This is a genomic window from Mycobacterium sp. 2YAF39 (assembly GCF_052114565.1).
Lineage (GTDB): Bacteria > Actinomycetota > Actinomycetes > Mycobacteriales > Mycobacteriaceae > Mycobacterium.
In genome coordinates this window covers 242,820-264,478 of the sequence record NZ_JBFREZ010000005.1, presented here as the reverse complement: position 1 = coordinate 264,478, position 21,659 = coordinate 242,820, and the positions used below count along the sequence as shown (strand labels likewise).

23 protein-coding genes and 1 pseudogene are annotated in these 21,659 nt (G+C 67.5%); 16 read left to right on the top strand and 8 right to left on the bottom strand.

Features of this window, described 5'->3' with window-relative positions; genetic code table 11:
* Nucleotides 1–39: 39 nt before the first annotated feature.
* The 3 genes from AB4Z42_RS16665 to prcA are packed head-to-tail and all read left to right on the top strand — an operon-like array spanning nucleotide 40 to nucleotide 1,855.
* Nucleotides 40–234, top strand: a complete 195-nt coding sequence (locus tag AB4Z42_RS16665; protein WP_014213325.1) for a ubiquitin-like protein Pup — start codon at nucleotides 40–42, stop codon at nucleotides 232–234.
* Nucleotides 231–1,127, top strand: a complete 897-nt coding sequence (gene prcB, locus AB4Z42_RS16660) for a proteasome subunit beta (protein WP_442010296.1) — start codon at nucleotides 231–233, stop codon at nucleotides 1,125–1,127. The genes AB4Z42_RS16665 and prcB overlap by 4 nt, the downstream gene beginning before the upstream one ends.
* Nucleotides 1,124–1,855 (top strand): proteasome subunit alpha, encoded by a 732-nt coding sequence (gene prcA, locus AB4Z42_RS16655; RefSeq protein WP_442010295.1) that lies wholly within the window; start codon nucleotides 1,124–1,126, stop codon nucleotides 1,853–1,855. Before prcB ends, prcA begins: the two co-directional genes overlap by 4 nt.
* Nucleotides 1,856–1,860: 5 nt before the next feature.
* On the opposite strand, the gene AB4Z42_RS16650 is transcribed toward prcA, so the two are convergent.
* From AB4Z42_RS16650 to AB4Z42_RS16640, 3 genes and pseudogenes are all read right to left on the bottom strand, one after another.
* Nucleotides 1,861–2,745, bottom strand: coding sequence for an alpha/beta fold hydrolase (locus AB4Z42_RS16650; protein WP_442010294.1), 885 nt, complete (start codon nucleotides 2,743–2,745; stop codon nucleotides 1,861–1,863).
* A 151-nt stretch (nucleotides 2,746–2,896) separates the two neighbouring features.
* On the bottom strand, nucleotides 2,897–3,109 hold the full coding sequence (locus AB4Z42_RS16645) for a hypothetical protein (protein ID WP_442010517.1): 213 nt from the start codon (nucleotides 3,107–3,109) through the stop codon (nucleotides 2,897–2,899).
* 35 nt (nucleotides 3,110–3,144) lie between these two features.
* Nucleotides 3,145–3,300: pseudogene (locus AB4Z42_RS16640) on the bottom strand (cupin domain-containing protein); the annotation flags it as partial.
* A gap of 416 nt (nucleotides 3,301–3,716) precedes the next feature.
* Between AB4Z42_RS16640 and pafA the strand changes: the two are divergent.
* The gene (pafA, locus tag AB4Z42_RS16635) at nucleotides 3,717–5,075 is read left to right on the top strand and encodes a Pup--protein ligase (protein ID WP_442010293.1); all 1,359 of its coding nucleotides are present in this window, start codon (nucleotides 3,717–3,719) and stop codon (nucleotides 5,073–5,075) included.
* Here pafA and AB4Z42_RS16630 read toward each other — a convergent pair.
* Complete coding sequence (locus AB4Z42_RS16630) at nucleotides 5,068–5,658, bottom strand: class I SAM-dependent DNA methyltransferase (protein ID WP_442010292.1); 591 nt, start codon at nucleotides 5,656–5,658, stop codon at nucleotides 5,068–5,070. The two genes, pafA and AB4Z42_RS16630, sit on opposite strands and share 8 nt — an antisense overlap.
* A gap of 22 nt (nucleotides 5,659–5,680) precedes the next feature.
* Between AB4Z42_RS16630 and AB4Z42_RS16625 the strand changes: the two genes are divergently transcribed.
* From AB4Z42_RS16625 to AB4Z42_RS16600, 6 genes are read left to right on the top strand one after another with little or no spacing between them, the layout of a single operon-like run.
* Nucleotides 5,681–6,685, top strand: coding sequence for a helix-turn-helix transcriptional regulator (locus AB4Z42_RS16625; RefSeq protein WP_442010291.1), 1,005 nt, complete (start codon nucleotides 5,681–5,683; stop codon nucleotides 6,683–6,685).
* Nucleotides 6,682–7,650 (top strand): helix-turn-helix transcriptional regulator, encoded by a 969-nt coding sequence (locus tag AB4Z42_RS16620; RefSeq protein ID WP_442010290.1) that lies wholly within the window; start codon nucleotides 6,682–6,684, stop codon nucleotides 7,648–7,650. Before AB4Z42_RS16625 ends, AB4Z42_RS16620 begins: the two co-directional genes overlap by 4 nt.
* A 29-nt stretch (nucleotides 7,651–7,679) precedes the next feature.
* Nucleotides 7,680–7,964 (top strand): Sec-independent protein translocase subunit TatA, encoded by a 285-nt coding sequence (gene tatA / locus AB4Z42_RS16615; protein WP_442010289.1) that lies wholly within the window; start codon nucleotides 7,680–7,682, stop codon nucleotides 7,962–7,964.
* A 50-nt stretch (nucleotides 7,965–8,014) separates the two neighbouring features.
* Complete coding sequence (gene tatC / locus AB4Z42_RS16610; protein WP_442010508.1) at nucleotides 8,015–8,965, top strand: twin-arginine translocase subunit TatC; 951 nt, start codon at nucleotides 8,015–8,017, stop codon at nucleotides 8,963–8,965.
* Complete coding sequence (locus AB4Z42_RS16605) at nucleotides 8,949–11,711, top strand: DEAD/DEAH box helicase (RefSeq protein WP_442010288.1); 2,763 nt, start codon at nucleotides 8,949–8,951, stop codon at nucleotides 11,709–11,711. The genes tatC and AB4Z42_RS16605 overlap by 17 nt, the downstream gene beginning before the upstream one ends.
* A gap of 60 nt (nucleotides 11,712–11,771) precedes the next feature.
* Nucleotides 11,772–12,593, top strand: coding sequence for a DUF4333 domain-containing protein (locus AB4Z42_RS16600; protein WP_442010287.1), 822 nt, complete (start codon nucleotides 11,772–11,774; stop codon nucleotides 12,591–12,593).
* Between the two features lie 7 nt (nucleotides 12,594–12,600).
* On the opposite strand, the gene AB4Z42_RS16595 is transcribed toward AB4Z42_RS16600, so the two are convergent.
* On the bottom strand, nucleotides 12,601–13,572 hold the full coding sequence (locus AB4Z42_RS16595) for a 5'-3' exonuclease (RefSeq protein ID WP_442010286.1): 972 nt from the start codon (nucleotides 13,570–13,572) through the stop codon (nucleotides 12,601–12,603).
* Between the two features lie 23 nt (nucleotides 13,573–13,595).
* On the opposite strand from AB4Z42_RS16595, the gene AB4Z42_RS16590 reads away from it, so the two are divergent.
* On the top strand, nucleotides 13,596–13,991 hold the full coding sequence (locus tag AB4Z42_RS16590; RefSeq protein WP_442010285.1) for a VOC family protein: 396 nt from the start codon (nucleotides 13,596–13,598) through the stop codon (nucleotides 13,989–13,991).
* Between the two features lie 10 nt (nucleotides 13,992–14,001).
* Nucleotides 14,002–15,153 carry a M24 family metallopeptidase gene (locus tag AB4Z42_RS16585; protein WP_442010284.1) on the top strand — a complete coding sequence of 384 codons (1,152 nt, stop codon included), beginning with the start codon at nucleotides 14,002–14,004 and terminating at the stop codon, nucleotides 15,151–15,153.
* On the opposite strand, the gene AB4Z42_RS16580 is transcribed toward AB4Z42_RS16585, so the two are convergent.
* Entirely contained in the window at nucleotides 15,150–15,563 is a 414-nt protein-coding gene (locus AB4Z42_RS16580; protein ID WP_442010283.1) for a F420-dependent biliverdin reductase, read from the bottom strand. The two genes, AB4Z42_RS16585 and AB4Z42_RS16580, sit on opposite strands and share 4 nt — an antisense overlap.
* A 34-nt stretch (nucleotides 15,564–15,597) precedes the next feature.
* Between AB4Z42_RS16580 and AB4Z42_RS16575 the strand changes: the two genes are divergently transcribed.
* The 4 genes from AB4Z42_RS16575 to AB4Z42_RS16560 are packed head-to-tail and all read left to right on the top strand — an operon-like array spanning nucleotide 15,598 to nucleotide 19,014.
* Nucleotides 15,598–16,350: an SDR family NAD(P)-dependent oxidoreductase gene (locus AB4Z42_RS16575; RefSeq protein WP_442010282.1), complete on the top strand. Its 753-nt coding sequence runs from the start codon at nucleotides 15,598–15,600 to the stop codon at nucleotides 16,348–16,350.
* Entirely contained in the window at nucleotides 16,347–17,525 is a 1,179-nt protein-coding gene (cbiE, locus tag AB4Z42_RS16570) for a precorrin-6y C5,15-methyltransferase (decarboxylating) subunit CbiE (protein WP_442010281.1), read from the top strand. The genes AB4Z42_RS16575 and cbiE overlap by 4 nt, the downstream gene beginning before the upstream one ends.
* The gene (gene cobM, locus AB4Z42_RS16565) at nucleotides 17,522–18,277 is read left to right on the top strand and encodes a precorrin-4 C(11)-methyltransferase (protein WP_442010507.1); all 756 of its coding nucleotides are present in this window, start codon (nucleotides 17,522–17,524) and stop codon (nucleotides 18,275–18,277) included. Before cbiE ends, cobM begins: the two co-directional genes overlap by 4 nt.
* The gene (locus tag AB4Z42_RS16560; RefSeq protein WP_442010280.1) at nucleotides 18,277–19,014 is read left to right on the top strand and encodes a cobalt-precorrin-6A reductase; all 738 of its coding nucleotides are present in this window, start codon (nucleotides 18,277–18,279) and stop codon (nucleotides 19,012–19,014) included. The genes cobM and AB4Z42_RS16560 overlap by 1 nt, the downstream gene beginning before the upstream one ends.
* Nucleotides 19,015–19,113: 99 nt before the next feature.
* On the opposite strand, the gene AB4Z42_RS16555 is transcribed toward AB4Z42_RS16560, so the two are convergent.
* Nucleotides 19,114–20,175, bottom strand: coding sequence for a phosphotransferase family protein (locus AB4Z42_RS16555; protein WP_442010279.1), 1,062 nt, complete (start codon nucleotides 20,173–20,175; stop codon nucleotides 19,114–19,116).
* A gap of 12 nt (nucleotides 20,176–20,187) precedes the next feature.
* The gene (locus AB4Z42_RS16550) at nucleotides 20,188–21,657 is read right to left on the bottom strand and encodes a precorrin-2 C(20)-methyltransferase (RefSeq protein WP_442010278.1); all 1,470 of its coding nucleotides are present in this window, start codon (nucleotides 21,655–21,657) and stop codon (nucleotides 20,188–20,190) included.
* Between the last annotated feature and the right edge of the window lie 2 nt (nucleotides 21,658–21,659).

The following is a 21,659-nucleotide window of genomic DNA, read 5'->3' as shown; positions in this document are numbered from 1 at the left end:
CCCAGCCGTCGAGGGCATAGACATACGCAGGAGGCGGGCATGGCGCAGGAGCAGACCAAGCGTGGTGGTGGCGGCGGGGATGATGACGACCCCACCGGCAGCGCGGGCGCAGGTCAGGAGCGTCGCGAGAAACTCGCTGAGGAGACCGACGACCTGCTGGACGAGATCGACGACGTGCTGGAAGAAAACGCCGAGGACTTCGTGCGCGCATATGTCCAGAAGGGCGGCCAGTGACCTGGCAGCACCGCGATCAGCCGACTTTTCCTTCACCGCTACCAGGAGCACCTCCACTTCCCGTGGACTTGTCATCCTTTTCCGAGCTGTTGCGGCGTCAGGCGCCTGAACTCCTTCCGGTGAACCGTCACGTGGTCCCGACCGATTCCCTGCCCCACGGCACCACCATCGTGGCGCTGAAGTACCCCGGTGGCGTCGTCATGGCGGGTGATCGCAGGTCCACCCAGGGCAACATGATCGCCGGCCGTGACGTGCAGAAGGTCTACATCACCGACGACTACACGGTGACGGGTATCGCGGGCACCGCGGCCATCGCGGTCGAGTTCGCCCGGCTGTACGCGGTCGAACTGGAGCACTACGAAAAACTCGAAGGCGTCGCGCTGAGTTTCGCGGGCAAGGTCAACCGGCTCGCGACGATGGTCCGGGGCAACCTCGGCGCCGCGCTGCAGGGCTTCGTCGCGCTGCCGCTGCTCGCCGGTTATGACCTTGACGACCTCAATCCCGAGGCCGCGGGCCGCATCGTGTCCTTCGACGCGGCGGGTGGCTGGAACTTCGAGGATGAGGGTTACCAGTCGGTGGGGTCGGGCTCGATCTTCGCCAAGTCGTCGATGAAGAAGCTGTACTCACGCGTGTCGGACGCGGATTCCGCGCTGCGGGTGGCCGTCGAGGCGCTCTACGACGCCGCCGACGACGACTCCGCTACCGGTGGGCCGGATCTGGTGCGGGGCATCTATCCGACCGCCGTGATCATCAGCGCTGAAGGCGCCGAGGAAGTGCCCGAGCAACGCATTGCGGACTTCGCACGGCAGGTCATCGAAAGTCGTTCCCGGGCAGATACTTTCGGCCCGGATGCCTCTGCACACCGCCTCACCGACGCGCGGGGAGACTCGTGAGCTTTCCATACTTCATCTCGCCCGAGCAGGCGATGCGCGAGCGTTCGGAGCTCGCACGTAAGGGCATCGCCCGCGGCAGAAGCGTGGTGGTGCTCGCCTACGCCGACGGTGTGCTGTTCGTCGCCGAGAACCCGTCGCGATCGCTGCAGAAAGTCAGTGAGCTCTATGACCGGGTGGGCTTCGCCGCAGTCGGGCGGTTCAATGAATTCGACCGGCTGCGCCGCGGCGGCATCCAGTTTGCCGATACCCGCGGCTACGCCTACGCCAGGCGCGACGTCACGGGCCGTCAGCTGGCCAACGTATACGCAGAGGCGCTGGGCACGATCTTCACCGAGCAGGCCAAGCCGTACGAAGTCGAGTTGTGCGTGGCCGAGGTCGCCCATCACGGTGAGACGAAAGCTCCTGAGCTCTACCGGATCACGTACGACGGGTCGATCAACGACGAACCCCATTTCGTGGTGATGGGCGGGGTCACCGAACCGATCGCCGAGAAGCTCAACGAGAACTACACCGAGAACGCCGGGCTGTCGGCGGCCGCGAAGGTCGCGATCGACGCATTGAAGGCGGGCACCAACGGCGAGTCCCGCACGATCGATGCGTCGACGCTGGAGGTGGCGATCCTGGACGCGAACCGGCCACGCCGCGCGTTCCGGCGAATCACCGGCTCAGCGCTGGAAGTTCTGCTGCCCGAAGACTCGACGGACGAAAGTAAGCCGGAGTCCTCGTAGCCTTCTCATCCGGGGTCGCTCGGCCGAGCTCGAATGAGGATCAGCTCTGCGAATTGATCAGGGCATTCCAGCGGCGTGAAATGTCCGGCGTCGAAGGCGAAGTGCAGTGTCACGTCGGTGAAGTAGGCGGCGAGGCGGTCGGACCATTCGCGAGGGAACAGCGGATCGTGTTGCGGCCACAGCACATCGGTGGGCACGTGAATCTTGATGGCGCGATCCGGCGGTAGTTCGGTCAGTGACTGGGCGATCATCCCCGCACCCGCGCGATACCACGCGATCGACGCGGTGAATGCTCCCGGCAGCGCGTAGTCCGCGACCAGCCTGTCCAGATCATCTTCGGGGACATTAAAATTGGGCGCAGACCAGTGGGTCCAGAAGTGCCGCAGGTACTCCCGGACGGCGTCGGGATTACCGTCGATCAACTGCGCAGCGAGCGGAAGCTGGTGAAACGCCTGATACCAGAACTCGCTCTGCGCCCGAGCCGTCAGCACTCGGTCGCCGGCCCCGGGCAGCGGGGGACAGAGCACCAGCGCCGACACCAGGTCGGGCTCCATCCTGGCGACGCTCTGCGCGACCCGGCTGCCGACGTCGTAGGCGGCGAGCACGACGGCGGACAGGCCGAGTTCCTTGATGAGCCCGATGACGCTTGCCGCCTGGGCGGTCGCGCTGTAGAAGTGGCGTACGGCGACGGCGTGCTTGTCGGATCCGCCGAATCCTCGCAGGTCAGGGACGATGATGTCGGCGGCGCCGGTGAGTCGCGGAACGACGTGGCGGTAGTCATGCCGGTTGCCCGGCCAGCCGTGCAGTAGCACCACCGGCGGGCCGCCCTTGGTGCCGAATCGGTCATATGCCAGCCGGAATCCGTCGACCGGCGCGCTGCGCGACCACATCGGCTCATTCTGGTCGCCGATGGGCGCCAATGCCTGGCTTTTTACCGCCCTTCCACGGTCATCGTTGTAATGACCTGTCGCCGAGTGGATTACGTCCCATGCCTCGTGCAGACAGATCAGGTCTCAGGAGTCCAGGCGGCCGAACAGTAACCTACTCGAAGGTCCTGGCGCCCAGGGAGTACGGCGTCCGGGCGTACAGATCCAGCTGCGGCGGAGCGGCGAAGCCACCCCACAGCGCCGCGCGGGGGACCATCGCGATCCTGTGCTCGACGCCGCACGGAGCGCTGTTGATGACGCCGTACTGTCGGTTGTACAGGCCGGCCGATTCGTAGAGTTCGAACTCCGGAGGTGAGATCGCGGCCACCGCAACCAGCCCGGGCCACCCAGCGTCGCGCGGACTGCGTGCTCGACCGGCGGCGGGAAGAACGCCAGATCGCCGGGGCGGAACCGAATCCATTCGCCACGGACGTACACCTCGCCGTCACCTCGAAGCGCGTGCACCGCCTCTTCGGCCAGTCCGTAGCTTTGCCTGTCCGTCTGCCGGCCGGGGGTCATCGTCAGCACATGAACGGCTTCGGTCTGAAATCCCGGTCCCGGCGACGCGATCAATCGTGTTGGAACACCGTGTATTTCGATGAGCACACCGTCATTGAGTGAGCCGATCGCCCCCGTGCGCGAATCTGTTCCGCGGTCTGATGACGTGCCCGGTCCGGATCAAAGAATCGTGCGGGCAACGGCATGAGCGAGGGGGTAGGAAGCGCCGTGGGAGCCGATGCCGGATTTAGCCAACAATTCACCGCGTTCGAGCCGGAAAATCATTGCGATCGGTGACTGCAGACCGCTCGACCGCAGCCCCGCCGGCGCCTGGCAAAGTCGGCCGCCGACGTTGACGCATGCCGTCGGTAGTGTCAACCTCGCTGATCGGCGCGGCAGCACTCCGTGGTCGGCGCGCACCCAGTAGTCTCGATGACGTGCAGCGACGAATCATGGGCATCGAGACTGAATTCGGTGTCACCTGCACGTTTCACGGTCACCGTCGGCTCAGCCCCGACGAGGTCGCCCGGTACCTGTTCAGGCGCGTGGTGTCGTGGGGCCGCAGTTCCAACGTATTTCTGCGCAACGGCGCCCGGCTGTATCTCGATGTGGGTTCACACCCCGAGTACGCGACCGCCGAATGCGACAGCCTCGTCCAGTTGGTCACCCATGACCGCGCCGGTGAGCGGGTACTGGAAGACCTGCTGATCGACGCCGAGCAGCGGCTCGCCGACGAGGGTATCGGCGGCGATATCTACCTGTTCAAGAACAACACGGACTCGGCGGGCAACTCCTACGGCTGCCACGAGAACTACCTGATCGTGCGCGCGGGCGAGTTCTCGCGTATCTCCGATGTGCTGTTGCCGTTCCTGGTCACCCGCCAGCTGATCTGCGGTGCAGGCAAGGTGCTGCAGACGCCGAAGGCGGCGACGTTCTGCCTGTCGCAGCGCGCCGAGCACATCTGGGAAGGGGTTTCCTCGGCGACGACACGGTCGCGTCCGATCATCAACACCCGCGACGAGCCGCACGCGGACGCCGAGAAGTACCGGCGGCTGCACGTCATCGTCGGCGACTCCAACATGTGCGAGTCGAGCACGATGCTCAAGGTCGGCACGGCATCCCTGGTGCTCGAGATGATCGAGGCAGGCGTTCCGTTCCGCGACTTCTCGCTGGACAACCCGATCCGGGCGATCCGCGAGGTCAGCCACGATCTGACGGGCAGGCGCCCCGTGCGGCTCGCCGGCGGCAGGCAGGCCAGCGCACTGGACATCCAGCGTGAATATTTCGCCCGCGCGGTGGAGTACCTGCAGAATCGCGAACCCAATACGCAGATCCAGCAGGTGGTCGATCTGTGGGGCAGGCAGCTCGACGCGGTCGAGAGCCAGGACTTCGCCAAGGTCGACACCGAGATCGACTGGGTCATCAAGCGCAAGCTCTTCCAGCGCTACCAGGACCGCTACAACATGGAGCTGTCCGACCCCAAGATCAGCCAGCTCGACCTGGCCTACCACGACATCAAGCGGGGCCGGGGCGTGTTCGACCTGCTGCAGCGCAAAGGCCTGGCCGCACGGATCACCACCGACGAGGACATCGAGGCCGCGGTGAACACCCCGCCGCAGACCACCAGGGCCAAGCTGCGCGGCGAGTTCATCTACGCCGCGCAGGAAGCCGGCCGCGACTTCACCGTCGACTGGGTCCACCTCAAGCTGAACGACCAGGCGCAACGCACCGTCCTGTGCAAGGACCCGTTCCGGTCGGTCGACGAACGTGTCAAGCGGCTGATCGCCTCTATGTGACCCGGCGGTGTACCGACACCGCGTAGTTTCCGCCGTCGTACGGCTGCCGGTCCCAGGTCGCCCATCGGTGCGCAATCCGCAGCCCCGCCGCCTCGGCGAGCCGGTCGTAGGTCGCCAGCGACAGACCGGCCGGCTGCAGGGAGAACCCGGCCACCAGCAGCCCGGCGGGCGTCAGCACCGAACTCAGCTGCTCCAGCACCCGACCTTCGGTACCTGCGTCGACGAAGATCATCACGTTCCCCGCCAGCGCGACGATGTCGAACTCGCCGCTCAGTTGTGCGGGCGCATCGACGAGGTCGGCGTGAATCCACTGCAGTCCGGGTGCTTTGGTGCGCGCCGCCGCGAGCATGTCCTCGTCGAGGTCCACGCCGACCACGGACAACCCCCGCGCCGCGAGTTCGATGGCCACTCGGCCGGTCCCGCACCCCGCATCGAGCACCCGGCTCCCGCCCGTGTCGCGCGCGAGGGATTCGATCAGATCGGCCTCACCGTGGACGCCATGACCTGCGGCGGCCAGTCGCTGCCACCGTTTGTCGTAGGCGTCGCCACGGGGTGCCTCGGTGTCCTGCCAACGGCTGCCCACGGCTCACCCTAAGCTCTTACGAGTGGCGATTTCCAAAGTCGAACGGTTGATGAACCTCGTCATCGCCTTGTTGTCGACCCGTACCTTCATCACCGCCGACCGGATCCGCGACACGGTGTCGGGATACGCCGACAATGCGAGCGACGAGGCGTTCTCCCGCATGTTCGAGCGCGACAAGAACGAACTTCGCGATCTGGGCATCCCACTGGAGACGGGCCGCGTATCGCAGTTCGATCCGACCGAGGGTTATCGCATCAACCGCGAGGCGTACGCGCTGCCTGCCGTCGAGCTCAACGCGGACGAAGCCGCGGCCGTCGCGGTGGCAACCCAGCTGTGGGAGTCGCCGGAGCTCATCACGGCCACACAGGGGGCGCTGCTCAAGCTGCGGGCGGCGGGGGTCGATGTCGATGCACCCCACACCGACGTCGCGATCACCTCGACCGCCGCGCTGCCGAGCATGCGTGGCTCGGAGGAGGTGCTGGGAATCCTCTTGTCCGCCATCGATTCCAGGCAGGCTGTTCAGTTTCAGCATCGGCCGTCGCGCAGCGATCCTTACACCACGCGAACCGTCGAGCCGTGGGGAGTGGTCACCACCAAGGGCCGCTGGTACCTGATCGGACACGACCGCGACCGCGACGCCGTCCGCACCTTCCGGTTGTCCCGCATCGGCGCGGAGGTCACGCCGATCGGCCCTTCCGGGACCGTAGAGCGGCCCGCAGGGGCCGATCTGCGCGAGCTCGTCGACCGCGCGGTAGGAGATTGGCCTGCCAGCGGTGAGGCGAAGGTATGGGTCGCCGACGGCCGCGCCACCGCGTTGCGGCGCCGCGCGACGGTGATCGGCCCGCGCACCCTGGACGGACGAGCGGGCGAGGAGATCGCGCTGGACATCGGGATGCTCGACAGGTTGGCCCGCGAGATCGCCAGCTACGGACCTGACGCGGTCGCACTCGAACCCGAGGCGCTGCGCGCCGATGTGGTCGACAGGCTGCGTGCACAGGCAGGACAGACGGACGAGGTGCGCGCATGACCGCCATATCGACGCGGCTGGTGCGGCTGCTGAACATGGTCCCGTACTTCCAGGCCAACCCGAAGATCACCTACGCCGAAGCGGCTTCCGATCTCGGCGTCACCGTCAAGCAGCTGCGCGACGATCTCAACCAGTTGTGGATGTGCGGGCTGCCCGGTTACGGCCCCGGGGACCTGATCGACTTCGAATTCTCCGGCGACACAATCGAAGTCACCTTCAGCGCGGGCATCGACCATCCGCTGCGGCTGACATCGCCCGAGGCGACCGGGGTGTTGGTGGCGCTGCGTGCGCTGGCCGATGTTCCGGGCATGGTCGACCCGGAGGCCGCCCGCAGCGCGATCGCCAAGATCGAATCGGCCGCGGGCGTGGTGGGCCACGGCGAAGGTATGCCGGTGGCGGCCGTCGACGAGCCCGCTCCCATCGAAAGTGAGGCCGCCGCCGCGGTGCGCGCCGCCGCTCGCGACGGCCGGGCGCTGTCGATCGAGTACTACTCGGCGTCGCACGACATTCTGACCAGCCGCATCGTTGATCCCATCCGGGTCGTTCTGGTCGCCGACCACAGCTATCTGGAGGCGTGGTGCCGGTCGGCGGAGGGGGTCCGGCTGTTCCGCTTCGATCGCATCGTCGACGCGCATGTCCTCGACGAAGCGTCGGCGCCGCCACCACCGGCAGTGCAGGCGGGACCGGACACGTCGCTGTTCGACGCGGACCCGTCGCTGCCGTCGGCGACGCTGCTCATCGAGCGATCGGCGTCGTGGATGTTCGACTACTACCCGCTGCGGGAGATCCGCGAACTGCCCGACGGCGCCTGTGAGGCGGCGATGACGTACGCCTCCGAAGACTGGATGACGCGTTTCGTGCTCGGCTTCGGTTCGGCGGTGCGGGTGCTCACACCCGAGTCGCTGGCCCGGCGGGTCCGGGAGTCGGCCGCCGCGGCGCTGAACGCCTACGGGGAGGCCGGGTAGACTGTCCACGTCGTCTGGAGGTGACCAAATTGGGCGGTCTACAACCGTGGCATTGGCTTATCGTCATCGCCGTATTCGTCCTGCTCTTCGGTGCTAAGAAGCTCCCGGACGCTGCGCGTTCGCTTGGCAAGTCGATGCGGATCTTCAAGTCCGAGATCAAGGAGATGCAGTCCGACTCCAAGGAGGACACGCCGTCATCGGATGTCGCCGGTCGGGCGGCTCCGGCTGCCACCCCGATCGCCTCGGAACGCGCCGACTCCGCTGCCGCACCGGCTCCGGAAGCCGTGACGCCGCCGGACCAGCGACCGGCCTGACCGACGCAGACCAACCGACCGCGGCCTAGCGCCGCGTAATGGGCATCGCTGTGCAGACCCCTGGAATCTTCAAGAAACTCGACCCTCGTCGGCGCCGTTCGCAGGTCAACCCCGACGGCACCATGTCGCTGGTCGAGCATCTGCATGAACTTCGGACGCGGATGCTGATCTCCGCGGCCGCGGTCGTGGTGACCACGATCCTCGGGTTCTTCTGGTACACCCACGGGGTCTTCGGACTGCCCAGCCTGGGGGATTGGCTGCGCGGGCCCTACTGTTCGCTGCCTGCCTCCGACCGAGCCACCATCGCGCCCGACGGTGCCTGCCGGCTGCTCGCCACCGCGCCGTTCGATCAGTTCATGCTTCGTCTGAAGGTCTCCCTGACCGCGGGGATCGTGATGGCGTGCCCGGTCTGGCTGTATCACGTGTGGGCATTCATCACCCCGGGCCTTTACAAGAAGGAACGCCGCTTCGCCGTCGCGTTCGTCGTCATCGGCGCCGCACTCTTCATCACCGGCGCGGTGCTGGCCTACGTGGTGCTGGCGACGGCGCTCGGGTTCCTGCTGACCGTCGGCAGCGACGTGCAGGTGACCGCTCTCTCGGGCGACCAGTACTTCGGTTTCCTGATCAACCTGCTGCTCGTGTTCGGCTTCAGCTTCGAATTCCCGCTGCTCATCGTGATGCTGAACTTCGTCGGGATCCTGCCATACGAAAAGCTCAAGACATGGCGACGCGGCCTGATCTTCGGGCTGTTCGTCTTCGCCGCATTCTTCACCCCGGGCTCTGATCCGTTCTCGATGCTGTCGCTGGCGCTCGCCCTGTCGGTCCTGCTCGAGTTCGCGATCCAGATCGCCCGAATTCACGATAAGCGCAAGGCGCGTCGTGAGGCCCTCGACGAGGTCCCCGACGAACAGGCGGCGCCGATCGGCGAAGTCGAGCAGATCGATACGCCTACCGCCGTGCCGACGTCGTCGCGGCTCGTGATCGATGACGACGCCACCTAGCGGCCCCCTCCTGGCGGGCTTCACCGAAGCGCTGCCGTTTCGTCTCGACCCGTTCCAGCGAACCGCCTGCGAAGCGCTCGAAAACGGGCACGGCGTCCTGGTCTGTGCCCCGACCGGTGCGGGCAAGACCGTGGTCGGCGAGTTCGCGGTGCACCTGGCGCTCGCGGCGGGCCGGAAGTGCTTCTACACCACACCCATCAAGGCACTAAGCAACCAGAAGCACAACGATTTGGTACGCCGATACGGCGCGGAGAAGATCGGCCTGCTCACCGGCGACCAGTCGATCAACGGCAACGCCGACATCGTCGTGATGACCACCGAAGTGCTGCGAAATATGCTGTATGCGAATTCGCCTGCACTACACGGCCTTTCCCATGTCGTGATGGACGAGGTCCATTTCCTCGCGGACCGGATGCGCGGTGCGGTGTGGGAAGAGGTGATCCTGCATCTGCCCGACGACGTGCTGCTGGTGAGCCTGTCGGCGACGGTGAGCAATGCCGAAGAGTTCGGCGGCTGGATCCAGACGGTGCGCGGCGACACCACGGTGGTGGTCGACGAACACCGTCCCGTTCCGCTGTGGCAGCACGTGATGGTGGGCAAGCGGGTGTTCGACCTGTTCGACTATCGCGCGACCGGGACGAAGAAAACGGGGCGTGAGCTTCTCGTCGATCCAGAGTTGTTGCGCCACATCTCACATCGGCTCGAGGCTGATCGGCTCGCGGACTGGCAGCCGCGTGGCCGCGGCCGCAACCGGGGCCGGCCCAGCATCTACCGGGGCCCAACCCGTCCCGACGTGATCGGGACACTCGAGCGCGAGGGCCTGTTGCCCGCGATCACGTTCATCTTCTCGAGGGTCGGTTGCGATGCCGCGGTCAAGCAGTGCCTGCGCTCGTCGTTGCGGCTGACCACGAACGAGGAACGTACGCGCATCGCCGAGGTGATCGATCGCCGCTGCGCCGATCTCCCCGAAGCCGACCTGATCGTCCTGGACTACCACGAATGGCGCGAAGGACTGCTGCGCGGACTGGCGGCTCACCACGCAGGCATGTTGCCGGTGTTCCGCCACACCGTCGAGGAGTTGTTCGTCGCGGGCCTCGTGAAGGCCGTATTCGCCACGGAGACACTCGCGCTGGGTATCAACATGCCCGCACGGACGGTGGTGCTCGAGCGCCTGGTCAAGTTCAACGGCGAACAGCACATGCCTTTGACTCCGGGGGAGTACACGCAGTTGACCGGACGTGCGGGACGCCGCGGCATCGACGTGGAAGGTCACGCGGTGGTGCTGTGGACTCCGGATGTCGACCCGGCCGAGGTCGCCGGGCTCGCGTCCACCCGCACGTTCCCACTGCGCAGTTCCTTTGCGCCGTCGTACAACATGACCATCAATCTCGTGCACCAGATGGGGCCTGCGCAGGCGCACAAGCTGTTGGAGAGTTCATTCGCGCAGTACCAGGCGGACCGGTCCGTCGTCGGTTTGGTGCGCGGTATCGAGCGCGGCGAGCGGATGCTCGAGGAGATCGCCGCGGAGTTGGACGGCCGCGACAGTCCGGTGTTGGAGTATGTGCGGCTGCGCCAGCAGATCTCCGAACGCGAGCGGTCCCAGTCCAGAGCGTCACGGCTGCACCGCCGCAAGGCCGCCAACGATGCGCTCGGAGCGCTCCGTCGCGGCGACATCATCACCATCACGCACGGTAGGCGCGGAGGCCTGGCCGTCGTCTTGGAACCCGACCGCGACAGCGACGATCCGCGACCGCTGGTGTTGACCGAACACCGTTGGGCAGGCCGGATTTCGTCCGCGGACTATTCGGGGGCGTCTGCGCCGCTGGGTTCCATGACGCTGCCCAAGCGTGTCGAGCACCGCAATCCGCGCGCACGTCGCGACCTGGCCTCGGCACTGCTGTCGGCGGCCACCGGTCTCGACGTCGGCCCGTCGAAGCGCAAGCGCAGCGGGGAGCCGGTGGAACGCGACGTCGATCCCGAGCTGGCGTCCCTTCGTGAGCAGATGCGCCGACATCCCGCGCACCAGTTGCCGGATCGCGACGAGAAGGCACGGATTGCCGCGCGGTATCTGCGAATCGAGCGTGACAACGAACAGATCCGGCAGAAAGTCGCGGCGGCCACGAACTCGCTGGCGCGCACGTTCGACCGAATCGTGGTGCTGCTGACCGAACGTGGCTTCATCGACGCGGCAGCGCCCGACGGCGGCGACCCCAAGGTCACCGACGACGGTCGTCTTCTGGCGCGGATCTACAGCGAAAGCGATCTGCTGGTCGCCGAATGTCTACGGGCCGGCGTGTGGGAGGGCCTCGACGCCGCCGAACTGGCCGCGGTGCTGTCGGCCGTGCTCTACGAGTCGCGCGGCGACACGCCGACCGCCCCAGGTGGTGTCGATATCCCGACAGGCAAGGTGAGGCGTGCGCTGAACCAGACGCGCAGGTTGTGGACCGAACTGCGTTCCGACGAACAGCGCCATCGAATCAGTCACAGCCGCGAACCCGACGAAGGCTTCGTTCCCGCCATCTATCGCTGGGCCGCGACCGGCGATCTCACAAGTGCACTGGCGGCGTCGGATGCCGCGGGGTCCGGGTCCCCGTTGTCGGCAGGCGATTTCGTACGCTGGTGCCGCCAAGTGCTCGACCTGCTCGACCAGGTGCGAAACGCCGCACCCACTCCCGCGTTGCGGGCTACCGCGAAACGCGCGATCAACGATGTTCGGCGCGGCGTCGTAGCTGTTGATGCGGGGTAGTGTGTCGGCAAGCACAACACCGGTGTATTCGCGGCCCAGCCGCGGTGATCAAGGAGTGAAATGAGCGGACCGCAGGGATCTGACCCGACGCAGCACTGGACCGGCCAGCAGCCGGACCAGCCGGCGGAGCAGCCGTCGAGCGATCCGTCGGCCAATCAGTGGCAGCAACAGCCGTCGAGCAGCGAACCGACCACAGCTGCGCCGCAGTGGCAGCCCCCGGCCTACGACCCGCAACAGCAGTACCCCCAGTACCCGCAGCAGCCGGCCCAACCGGCCTACCAGGCGCCGCAGGAGTACCAGCAGCCCGGCGCCGAGCAGTATCAGCAGCCGACCGAGTACAACCCGCAGGCCTATCCGCAGCAGGGTCAGTACGGGCAACCCACCGGGTACGACCAGTCAGGTCAGTACACCTACGGTCAGCAGCCCGGACAGTACGGTCAGCAACCGGGGCAGTACGCGCAGCCGGGCCAGTACGGTCAGCAGCCCGGACAGTACGGTCAGCAGGGCCAGTTCGGCGCTCCTGGCGCCACCCAGGAGGGCTCGAAGCGCTCGCTGGCGGTGATCGGCGGTGTCGTCGGCCTGCTGGCGGCGATCATCGTCGCGGTGGTGCTGGTACTCGGCTTCTGGAAGCCCGGCTTCTTCGTCACCACCAAGCTCGACATCGATGCGGCCCAAACCGGTGTGCAGCGGATCCTGACCGACGAGTCCAACGGATACGGCGCCAAGAACGTTCAGGGCGTCAAGTGCAACGACGGTCAGAACCCCACGGTGAAGAAGGGTGGCACCTTCGACTGCGAGGTCAGCATCGACGGCACCAAGCGTCAGGTGACGGTCACGTTCCAGAACGATGACGGCACCTATGAGGTCGGTCGGCCCAAGTAGGCCTTAACTAATGGCTGGGCAGGTCGTCCAGCGCCTTCTGTAGACGGCCGAGCGAGGACGTCACACCGTATTGTTCGGCGAGTTTGACGACCTTGCGCGGGTGCTCGGCGGCAAGGGGCAGCACATCCGAGTCCGTCGACCAGTCGAGGTCGGCGTCCGGTGCGAGGTTGCTGGCCACCCGCACCACGGGTTCGGCCTTCTCGATGTAGTCGGTGGCGGACAGGATTTTGGTCCGATACGCCTTGGACATCTTGGATTTCGGATCGTGCGCCGCAGCGAGAATCCTTTCCAGCGAGCCGTGCTGGGCCAGCAGCGTTGCCGCGGTCTTGTCGCCGATGCCGGGCACGCCGGGCAGCCCGTCGGATGAATCGCCACGGAGCAGGGCCAGCTCGGCGTAGGCCGGCCCCGCCCGGTCGATCGGGACGCCATACTTCTCGGCGACCTCTCGTGGTCCCCACTTGATCGCCTTCGCCAGCCCGCTGCCCAGGTAGAGCACCCGGACCGGCACCGGTTCGTCGCGAACCAGCTGCAACAGGTCGCGGTCGCCGCTGACCACCACGACGGGATCGCGCCGCTCCCTGGCCGCGAGCACGCCGAGGATGTCGTCGGCCTCGCACTCCGGGGCGCCCGCGGTCGCGATACCGAACGCGTCCAGGATCTCCATGATCATCTCGACCTGCGGTGTCAGCTCGTCGGGCACTTCCTCGACGTCGGGCACCTCGCCGGGGTTCTCCTCGACCACGCGGTGCGTCTTGTACGACGGGATCAGGTCCACGCGCCACTGTGGGCGCCAGTCGTCGTCACGGCACACCACGAGGCGCCCCGGACGCTCGCGGGTGATCACCGTCGCGACGGCGTCGATGAAACCGCGCAGCGCGTTGACCGGTCGCCCGTCGGGCGCCGTGATCGACGACGGCACACCGAAGTACGAGCGGAACCACATGCTGGCGCCGTCGAGAAGCACAAGAGGAGCGGACACGGTTTCTGACAGTAGCGTGAGGTATGACCTTCGCCGTCGATCGAATCGACCATGTGGTGCTCAACTGCCGCGACGTCGAGCAGACCGTGGACTGGTACGTACGGGTGCTCGGCATGCGGCGCGAGGTGTTCGGCCAGGACCGCATCGCGTTGGTGTTCGGCAACCAGAAGATCAACGTGCGGCCCAGCGGTGCGCCGAACTGGGCGACGGGCGCCGTCGATGCGCCCGGCTCGCTGGATCTCTGCTTCATCGCCGATAGGAGCGCTGCGGACGTCGGCACCCATCTGCGGACGTGTGGAGTCGAGATCACCGAGGGCCCTGTCGCGAAGACCGGCGCGCAGGGCGCGATGACGTCGCACTACTGCCGGGACCCCGACGGCAACCTGATCGAGGTCGCCAGCTATCGGGCGCCCGATTAGCCTGAAAATCATGTCCGCCAGCAACACAGCCCGATTCGACACCGACGTGTACGCACAACGCCTCACCGCGGCCGCCGCCGCGGCAGCCGAGGCCGGGCTGGCTGGCCTGGTCATCACCCCCGGCTACGACCTGCGGTACCTGGTCGGCTCACGCGCGCAGACCTTTGAACGGTTGACCGCGCTGGTGCTACCCGCATCCGGTGAGCCCACGGTGGTGGTGCCGCGGATGGAACTGGCATCGCTGAAGGAGTCGGCGCTCACCGAACTGCCTGTGGCGGTGCGCGACTGGGTCGACGGCGACGATCCGTACCGGCTCGTGGTTGACGCGCTGGGCGGCGCACCCGTCGCCACCGCGGTCACCGATGCCATGCCCGCGCTGCACCTCCTCCCGCTTGCCCAAGTGCTCGGTGTTGTTCCGATACTCGCCACCGATGTGCTGCGCCGCCTGCGAATGATCAAGGACACCGCCGAGATCGACGCGCTTCGCAAGGCAGGTGCTGCGATCGACCGCGTACACGCTCGCGTGCCCGAGTTTCTGGTGCCGGGCCGTACGGAGGCCGATGTGGCCGCCGACATCGCGCAAGCCATTGTCGCCGAAGGACATTCGGAGGTCGCATTCATCATCGTCGGATCCGGACCGCACGGCGCCGACCCGCACCACGAGTGCTCCGACCGTGAACTTCGGCCCGGCGACATCGTCGTCGTCGACATCGGTGGACCCTACGAACCCGGCTACAACTCCGACTCCACCCGCACCTACAGCATCGGCGAGCCCGACCCGGACGTCGCGCGGCGTTACGCCGTGCTGCAGCGCGCTCAGCAGGCCGCGGTCGAGGCGGTGCGGCCCGGCATCACCGCCGAACAGGTGGACGCCACCGCGCGCGACCTGCTGGCCGCCGAAGGGCTGGCCGATGCCTTCGTGCACCGCACCGGCCACGGCATCGGACTTTCGGTGCACGAGGAGCCCTACATCGTCGCGGGCAACGACCTGACCCTCGAGGAGGGCATGGCGTTCTCCGTCGAGCCCGGCATCTACTTCCCGGGCCAGTGGGGAGCCCGGATCGAGGACATCGTGATCGTCACCGCCGACGGCGCGCTTGCGGTCAACAACCGCCCCCACGACCTGGTCGTGGTGCCCGCGGGCCCACCCGCTGCGGGCTAGCCGGCCGCGCGGTCCAGCAGGCCCGACGATCCGAGCACCCGCTCGACGCGGACCTCGATCACCACGCGCTTGGGGTTGGGCCGCGGTGTGCGGTAGCGCTGCGCGTACCGCAGTTCGGCGTCCCGCACCGCCTCGGCGTCCCCGTTGACCTGCGTCTTGCCTTCCAGCGACAGCCACCGCGCGCCGTCGACCTGGCTGAGCACCGCGACACCCTGGTTCTCGGCGTTGACGGCTTTCTGCGAGCCGCCCGACGTGATGACCCTGGCGATGTGCGTCTTGGGATCGAAGGTGAAACCCACGGCGACCACATGTGGTGAATGGTCCGAACGCAGCGTGGTCAACATGGCCAGATGCCGTTCGGTGAGGAACGCGATCGCGTCGTCGGTGAGTCGGGTTGTTGCCTTCGCCATCAGGCCCAACTTAGCGCAGGCGATAATCGCAGCCATGAAAGACACGGCGGATGCCGGAGTCGTCGTGATCTTCGGCGGTCGCAGCGAGATCGGGCTCGAGGTGGCGACGCGGCTGGCGCCCGCCGCGACCGTGCTGCTGGTGGCCCGCCGATGTGGCGATCTCGATGCTCAGGTCGCGGCGGTGCGGGCGGCAGGCGCCGCCGCGGTGGCCGTGCGTGAGTTCGACGCCGACGGCCTGGATTCGCATCGTTCCCTCGTCGACTCGATCGTCGACGACTTCGGCCCGATCGGCACCGCGGTGCTCGCCTTCGGCATCCTCGGGGACCAGGCCCGCGCCGAGAAGGACCCCGCGCACGCCGCGGCGATCCTGCACACCGACTTCGTCGCGCAGGCCAGCCTGCTGACGGTGCTGGCCACCACGATGCAGGGAGCCGGCTCGGGCCGCATCGTGGTGTTCTCGTCGGTCGCGGGCGTCCGGGTGCGGCGGGCCAACTACGTCTACGGTTCGGCCAAGGCGGGCCTCGACGGTTTCTGCAGCGGACTGGCCGACGCGCTGCACGGATCCGGGGTGCGGCTGCTGCTGGTGCGGCCCGGGTTCGTGATCGGGCGAATGACCGAGGGAATGACACCCGCGCCGTTCTCGAGGACGCCCTCACAGGTCGCCGACAAGACGGTGCGCGCGCTGGCCTCCGGACGCCGCACGGTGTGGATACCGCCGCTGCTGCGGCCGATGTTCGCGGTCATGCGGTTGCTGCCGCAGTCCATCTGGCGAAGGATGCCCAGGTGATCATCGTCGTCGGTATCGGCGCTGACGGCATGTCCGGGATAGCGCAGACCTCGCGTAGCGAATTGGCAAGGGCAACAGTCATTTACGGATCAAAGCGCCAATTGGCCTTGCTCGACGGCACTGTCACCGCCTCGCGGAAGGCATGGCCGACGCCGATGCTGCCCGCCCTTCGCACGCTGCTCGACGGGGCTTCAGGCGATGTCCATGTGGTGGCCAGCGGCGACCCGCTTATGCACGGGGTCGGCAGCTCGCTCATCCGGCTGTACGGCGCCGAGCAGGTCGTCGTACTGCCACACGTGTCGTCGGTGACTCTGGCGTGTTCACGCGTCGGGTGGGCCGTGCAGGACACCGAGATCATCAGCCTGGTGACGGCCGAACCGCATACCGCGGTGCGGCGGGGCGGGCAGGCCGTCGTGATGTCGCGCGACGCCACCAGCCCTGTGGCGTTGGCGCGGCTGCTGACCGACACCGGACGCGGCGACTCGGAGATCACCGTGCTCGAGCAGCTCGGCGGTCCGGCGGAGCGGCGCAGATCGGCGACCGCACGCGAATGGTCGACGCGCCCGCCAGGCCCCGTCGACGATCTGAACGTGATCGCCGTGCGGTACCTCCCCGACGAGCGGCGCTTCGCGATACTGCCCGACGATGCCTTCGCCCACGACGGACAGATCACCAAACAGCCGGTGCGGGCGCTGACGCTCGCCATGTTGGCACCCGGGCCGGGGGAGCTGCTGTGGGACGTCGGGGCGGGATCCGGCAGCATCGCGATCGAGTGGTGCCGCAGCGGAATCGGATGCCACGCCGTAGCGTTCGAGCGCGACGAGGGGCGGCGCAAGCGCATCACCGAGAACGCGGTCGCCTTCGGTGTCCGCGTCGAGGTGCACCCCGACGCACCCGACGCGTTCGGCCTCGCCCCACCGCCTGACGCGATCTTCATCGGCGGGGGGCTGACGCAGCCGGGGCTGCTCGAAGCGTGTTTCGACCGGCTGCCCAGGGGTGGACGGCTGGTCGCCAACGTCGTCACCGTCGAATCCGAAGCCCTTCTCGCTCAGTGTTATTCACGGCACGGCGGGGAGCTCCGGCGTTTCGAGCACCAGCGCGGCGAGCCGCTCGGCGAGTTCACCGGCTGGCGGCCCGCCATGCCGGTGACGCAGTGGTCGGTGACCAAGCGATGACGGTGTACTTCATCGGGGCCGGGCCAGGCGCGGCCGACCTGATCACCGTGCGCGGTCATCGGCTGCTCGGCCGGTGCCCGGTCTGCCTGTACGCCGGCTCGATCATGCCCGACGACCTGCTCGCAGTGTGCCCGCCGGATGCGCGGATCGTCGACACCGGCCCGTTGACACTGGACGCCATCATCACCGAGATCAGCGACGCGCACGCCGCGGGTCACGACGTGGCTCGGCTGCATTCCGGGGACCCGTCGATCTACAGCGCGGTCGCCGAGCAGTGCCGTCGCCTCGATGTGCTCGGCATCGACTACGAAATAGTGCCCGGTGTACCGGCTTTCGTGGCGGCCGCTGCCGTGCTCGGCCGCGAGCTCACCGTCCCCGGCGTCGCGCAGACCATCACCTTGACGCGGGTCGCAACGCTGTCGACGGCGATGCCGCCCGGTGAGGATCTGGTAACGCTGTCCGCCGCGGGCGGCACGCTCGTGCTCCACCTGGCCGCCGCACAGATCGACGCGATCGTTCCCCAGCTGCTCGATGGCGGATACCTGCCCGAAACACCCTGCGCGGTGGTCGCGTTCGCGTCATGGCCGCAACAGCAGGTGCTTCGCTGCCCGCTCGCCGACCTGGCCGAGCAGATGCACGCCGCCGGTATCAGCCGGACCGCGGTCATCATCGTCGGCGACGTGCTCGCCGCCGACGAGTTCGCCGACAGTTACCTCTACTCCGCGGGACGGACCCGCCGGGAACGGCACTGATGCGGATCCTGTTGTTGGGAGGGACGTCTGAGGCACGCGCGCTCGCCGCAGCGCTACATCCCGACGTCGAGGTGATCAGTTCGCTTGCCGGCCGGGTGCCCGATCCGGCACTGCCGGTGGGTCAGGTACGGGTCGGCGGGTTCGGCGGGACCGACGGGCTGCGGGACTGGCTGCGCGAAACGTGCGTCGATGCCGTCGTCGACGCCACCCACCCGTTCGCGGCGACGATCACGGCGACCGCGGCCAGGGTGTGCCGCGAGCTCGGGGTACCACATCTCGTGCTGGTCCGGCCCGCATGGGCGCCCGGCGACGCCATCGTCGTGTCCTCCGACACCCAGGCGGCGAAAGTCGTTGCCGATAATCGGTTCTCGCGGGTTTTTCTGACGACAGGACGCACAGGAACGGCGGTGTTCAAGGACGTCGACGCCTGGTTTCTGATCCGCGCGGTCACAGCGCCCGATGCCAGGGAGCTGCCACAGCACCACCACGTACTGCTGTCGCGGGGACCCTACCGGTACGACGAAGAGCTCGAATTGCTTCGCACGCACCGCATCGAGGCACTGGTGACCAAGAACAGCGGCGGCTCGATGACCCGGGGCAAACTCGACGCCGCGGCGGCCCTTGGGGTTGCGGTCGTCATGGTCGAACGCCCGCCACTGCCGTCCGGCGTCGTGACCGTGGCCACGACCGACGATGCGGCCGCGTGGGTCAGGTGTGCGAATCAGCCCAGCGGCTGACGGATTTCCCCCACGGGCAAGGGTGATCGCATCCTCCATGGCGAGGGCAGTTCCCTGGCCGAAGGACGGGCGCCGATCACTGCGACTCTCATGTCGGCTCTACGAGTACGACGCGATGAGTTCGAGCGTGTCCAAGTCGCGGATCGCCTGGCAACCCCGGCTGAGCATGGCCAGCATCATGTCGTCGCCGCGGTCGGTCGTTGATGCGAAGGCGGTGCCCAGCCCCACGAGCAGCGGTACCTGCACCGCGCCTAGGCGGTAGTCGCGCCAGCAGGTCTCGGCGTCGTAATCCGTTATCCCGTAACCCAACAACGTCCGGTGATACCGCTCGACAAGGCCGCGCTCGATCTCAGCACGCGCCTGCGGTTCGAGGCTGGTTCCGGTGAAGTAGGCGAGGTCTCGCCCGGGCAGGCCGATTCCCACCGTCTGCCAGTCCACGACGGTGATGCGCGTACGATCCGGGTCGAACAGCATGTTGTCGAGCCGGTAGTCACCGTGCATCAGCGCGTACCGCTTCGGCTCCGCCCGCAGCCACGGGGTCACCGCGGACATCGCAGCGGCGAACGTTTCCTGATCCTCGGGACTGATACGCGCACCGAGCCTGTCGATCACGATGTCGGCGGCCATCTTCGAGATGTCGCCGAGGCCCTTGGCGGCGTCGTCGTCACCGGGCTTCGGCATGACGATGGCGGCCAGCTCCATCCACTCGGGGTCACACCAGCTGGGGCCGTGCAGACCGGCCAGTGCTTCGACCGCCAGCCCGGCCTCGTCTTCGGAGCATCCGGCTATCTGATCACCCTGCACTGCGGGCGTCATATCGCCGAGCAGCAGCACGACATCGGCACCGTCGGCCGAGATGTCGCAGTGAAAGCTGCGGGGGACCGGGATGCGCATCTGGTCGGCGATCCGCGTGTAGAACTCGACCTCCGACCGGTACCCGAGCGCGACGCGCTCGCGGACGGCGTCGTCCTGTGCGGACAGCTTCACCGCGAATGAATCCGGCAGCTCGGGCTGCGGCGTCGCATACGTCGCCGATACGCGATACGTCGCACCCGTCTGGCCGGTACCGATCGCCGTGACCTCGACCTCGCATACGTCGGCGTCAAGCACCGATCCCAGCCAGGCCGGCGTTACATCTTCGGGTCCGCGTGGAATGCCCATGGTCGTCAGATCCTAGGTGGGGTAGCGGCGTGGCGTGAAGACGGTGTCCCCGGTATCGCTCAGATACCACTGCGTTTGCGACGATCCGACGATCAGCAGAGTGCGCATGTCGACGTCGGCCTGGTCGAGGTCGGCCAGCCGGACCACACCGACGTGCTCGGCCGGACCCGACACGTCGCGGCCGATCACCACCGGGGTGCCGGGATCGCGATATTCGAGCAGCAGGTCGCGCATCGCCCCGACCTGCCAGGTACGACTCTTGGAGGCCGGGTTGTAGATGGCCAGCACCAGGTCCGCCGCCGCCGCCGCGGTCAGTCGTGACGCGATCACGTCCCACGGCTTGAGTCGGTCGGACAGCGAGATGACGGCGTAGTCGTGGCCGAGCGGGGCGCCCACCCGGCTGGCGACGGCCTGCGCCGCGGTCATCGCCGGAATGACCCGCACCTGTACGCCGGGCCATTGTTTGGCCTCTTCAAGCACCGCCGTCGCCATCGCGAACACACCCGGATCGCCGGAGGACACCACCGCGACGGCGCGGCCCTGCTCGGCAAGCGTGCACGCCAGCCGGGCGCGGGCGGGTTCGTCGGTGTTGTCGCTGGGATGGCGCCGCTGGCCGTCACGGGTTCCGACGCGGTCCAGGTATGGGCCGTAGCCGATGAGGTCGGTGGCCGACGCGAGCTCACGCCGGCTCTGGGGTGTCATCCACGCGGTGTCGCCCGGCCCGAGGCCGACGACCGCGACGCTGCCCGTCACCGGCTCGCGCCGCGGCGTTCCCGGCAGCATCGCCAGCGAGAAGTACGGCACCGATGTCACGTCCACATCACCCGCGGGCAGCACACGCTGACTCGCGGTGCTCGCACGTTCCACGTAATAGGCTCCGTCGAGCCGGCCGGACGCGGAAAGCGCTTCGCGCACCGCCGGATACGAGCGCCCGAGCTTGAGGACCACGGCGGCGTCGGTGTCGGCCAGCCTGCGCTTGAGCTCCTCGACAGGAAGGGTGCCGGGCAGGATCGTCAGCACTTCGTCGCCCTGGACCAGGGGAGTGCCCGTCGCCGCCGAGGCGGCACTCACCGACGTCACACCCGGAACGATCACCGCATCGAACCGCTCGGTCAACCGCGTGTGCATGTGCATGTAGGAGCTGTAGAACAGCGGATCGCCTTCAGCGAGAAGCGCGACGTCGCGACCGGCGTCCAGGTGTACGGCGATCCGGTCGGCGGATTCGCGGTAGAAGTCATCCATCGCGCCGGCGTAACCGCCGGGATGTGCCGTGGTCTCGGTGGTCACCGGATACACCAGGTGCTCTTCGATCTGGCCCGCGCGCAGATACGGTGCCGCGATACCGCGCGCGATGCTCTTGCCGTGCCGGGCACTGTGGTACGCGACGACGTCGGCCTCGCCGATGACCCGGGCCGCCTTCACCGTCACCAGCTCAGGATCGCCGGGCCCGAGCCCGACGCCCCACAATTTCCCTTTAGGCATCG

Bases quoted from the DNA above. Each gene is read 5' to 3' on its own strand.
- AB4Z42_RS16605 (WP_442010288.1), top strand. From the start codon at position 8,949: ATGACGACGCCACCTAGCGGCCCCCTCCTGGCGGGCTTCACCGAAGCG.
- AB4Z42_RS16665 (WP_014213325.1), top strand. From the start codon at position 40: ATGGCGCAGGAGCAGACCAAGCGTGGTGGTGGCGGCGGGGATGATGAC.
- AB4Z42_RS16580 (WP_442010283.1), bottom strand. From the start codon at position 15,563: ATGGCGAAGGCAACAACCCGACTCACCGACGACGCGATCGCGTTCCTC.
- AB4Z42_RS16575 (WP_442010282.1), top strand. From the start codon at position 15,598: ATGAAAGACACGGCGGATGCCGGAGTCGTCGTGATCTTCGGCGGTCGC.
- AB4Z42_RS16550 (WP_442010278.1), bottom strand. From the start codon at position 21,657: ATGCCTAAAGGGAAATTGTGGGGCGTCGGGCTCGGGCCCGGCGATCCT.
- AB4Z42_RS16600 (WP_442010287.1), top strand. From the start codon at position 11,772: ATGAGCGGACCGCAGGGATCTGACCCGACGCAGCACTGGACCGGCCAG.
- AB4Z42_RS16560 (WP_442010280.1), top strand. From the start codon at position 18,277: ATGCGGATCCTGTTGTTGGGAGGGACGTCTGAGGCACGCGCGCTCGCC.
- AB4Z42_RS16620 (WP_442010290.1), top strand. From the start codon at position 6,682: ATGACCGCCATATCGACGCGGCTGGTGCGGCTGCTGAACATGGTCCCG.
- AB4Z42_RS16590 (WP_442010285.1), top strand. From the start codon at position 13,596: ATGACCTTCGCCGTCGATCGAATCGACCATGTGGTGCTCAACTGCCGC.
- AB4Z42_RS16650 (WP_442010294.1), bottom strand. From the start codon at position 2,745: ATGTGGTCGCGCAGCGCGCCGGTCGACGGATTCCGGCTGGCATATGAC.
- AB4Z42_RS16555 (WP_442010279.1), bottom strand. From the start codon at position 20,175: ATGGGCATTCCACGCGGACCCGAAGATGTAACGCCGGCCTGGCTGGGA.
- AB4Z42_RS16585 (WP_442010284.1), top strand. From the start codon at position 14,002: ATGTCCGCCAGCAACACAGCCCGATTCGACACCGACGTGTACGCACAA.
- cobM (WP_442010507.1), top strand. From the start codon at position 17,522: ATGACGGTGTACTTCATCGGGGCCGGGCCAGGCGCGGCCGACCTGATC.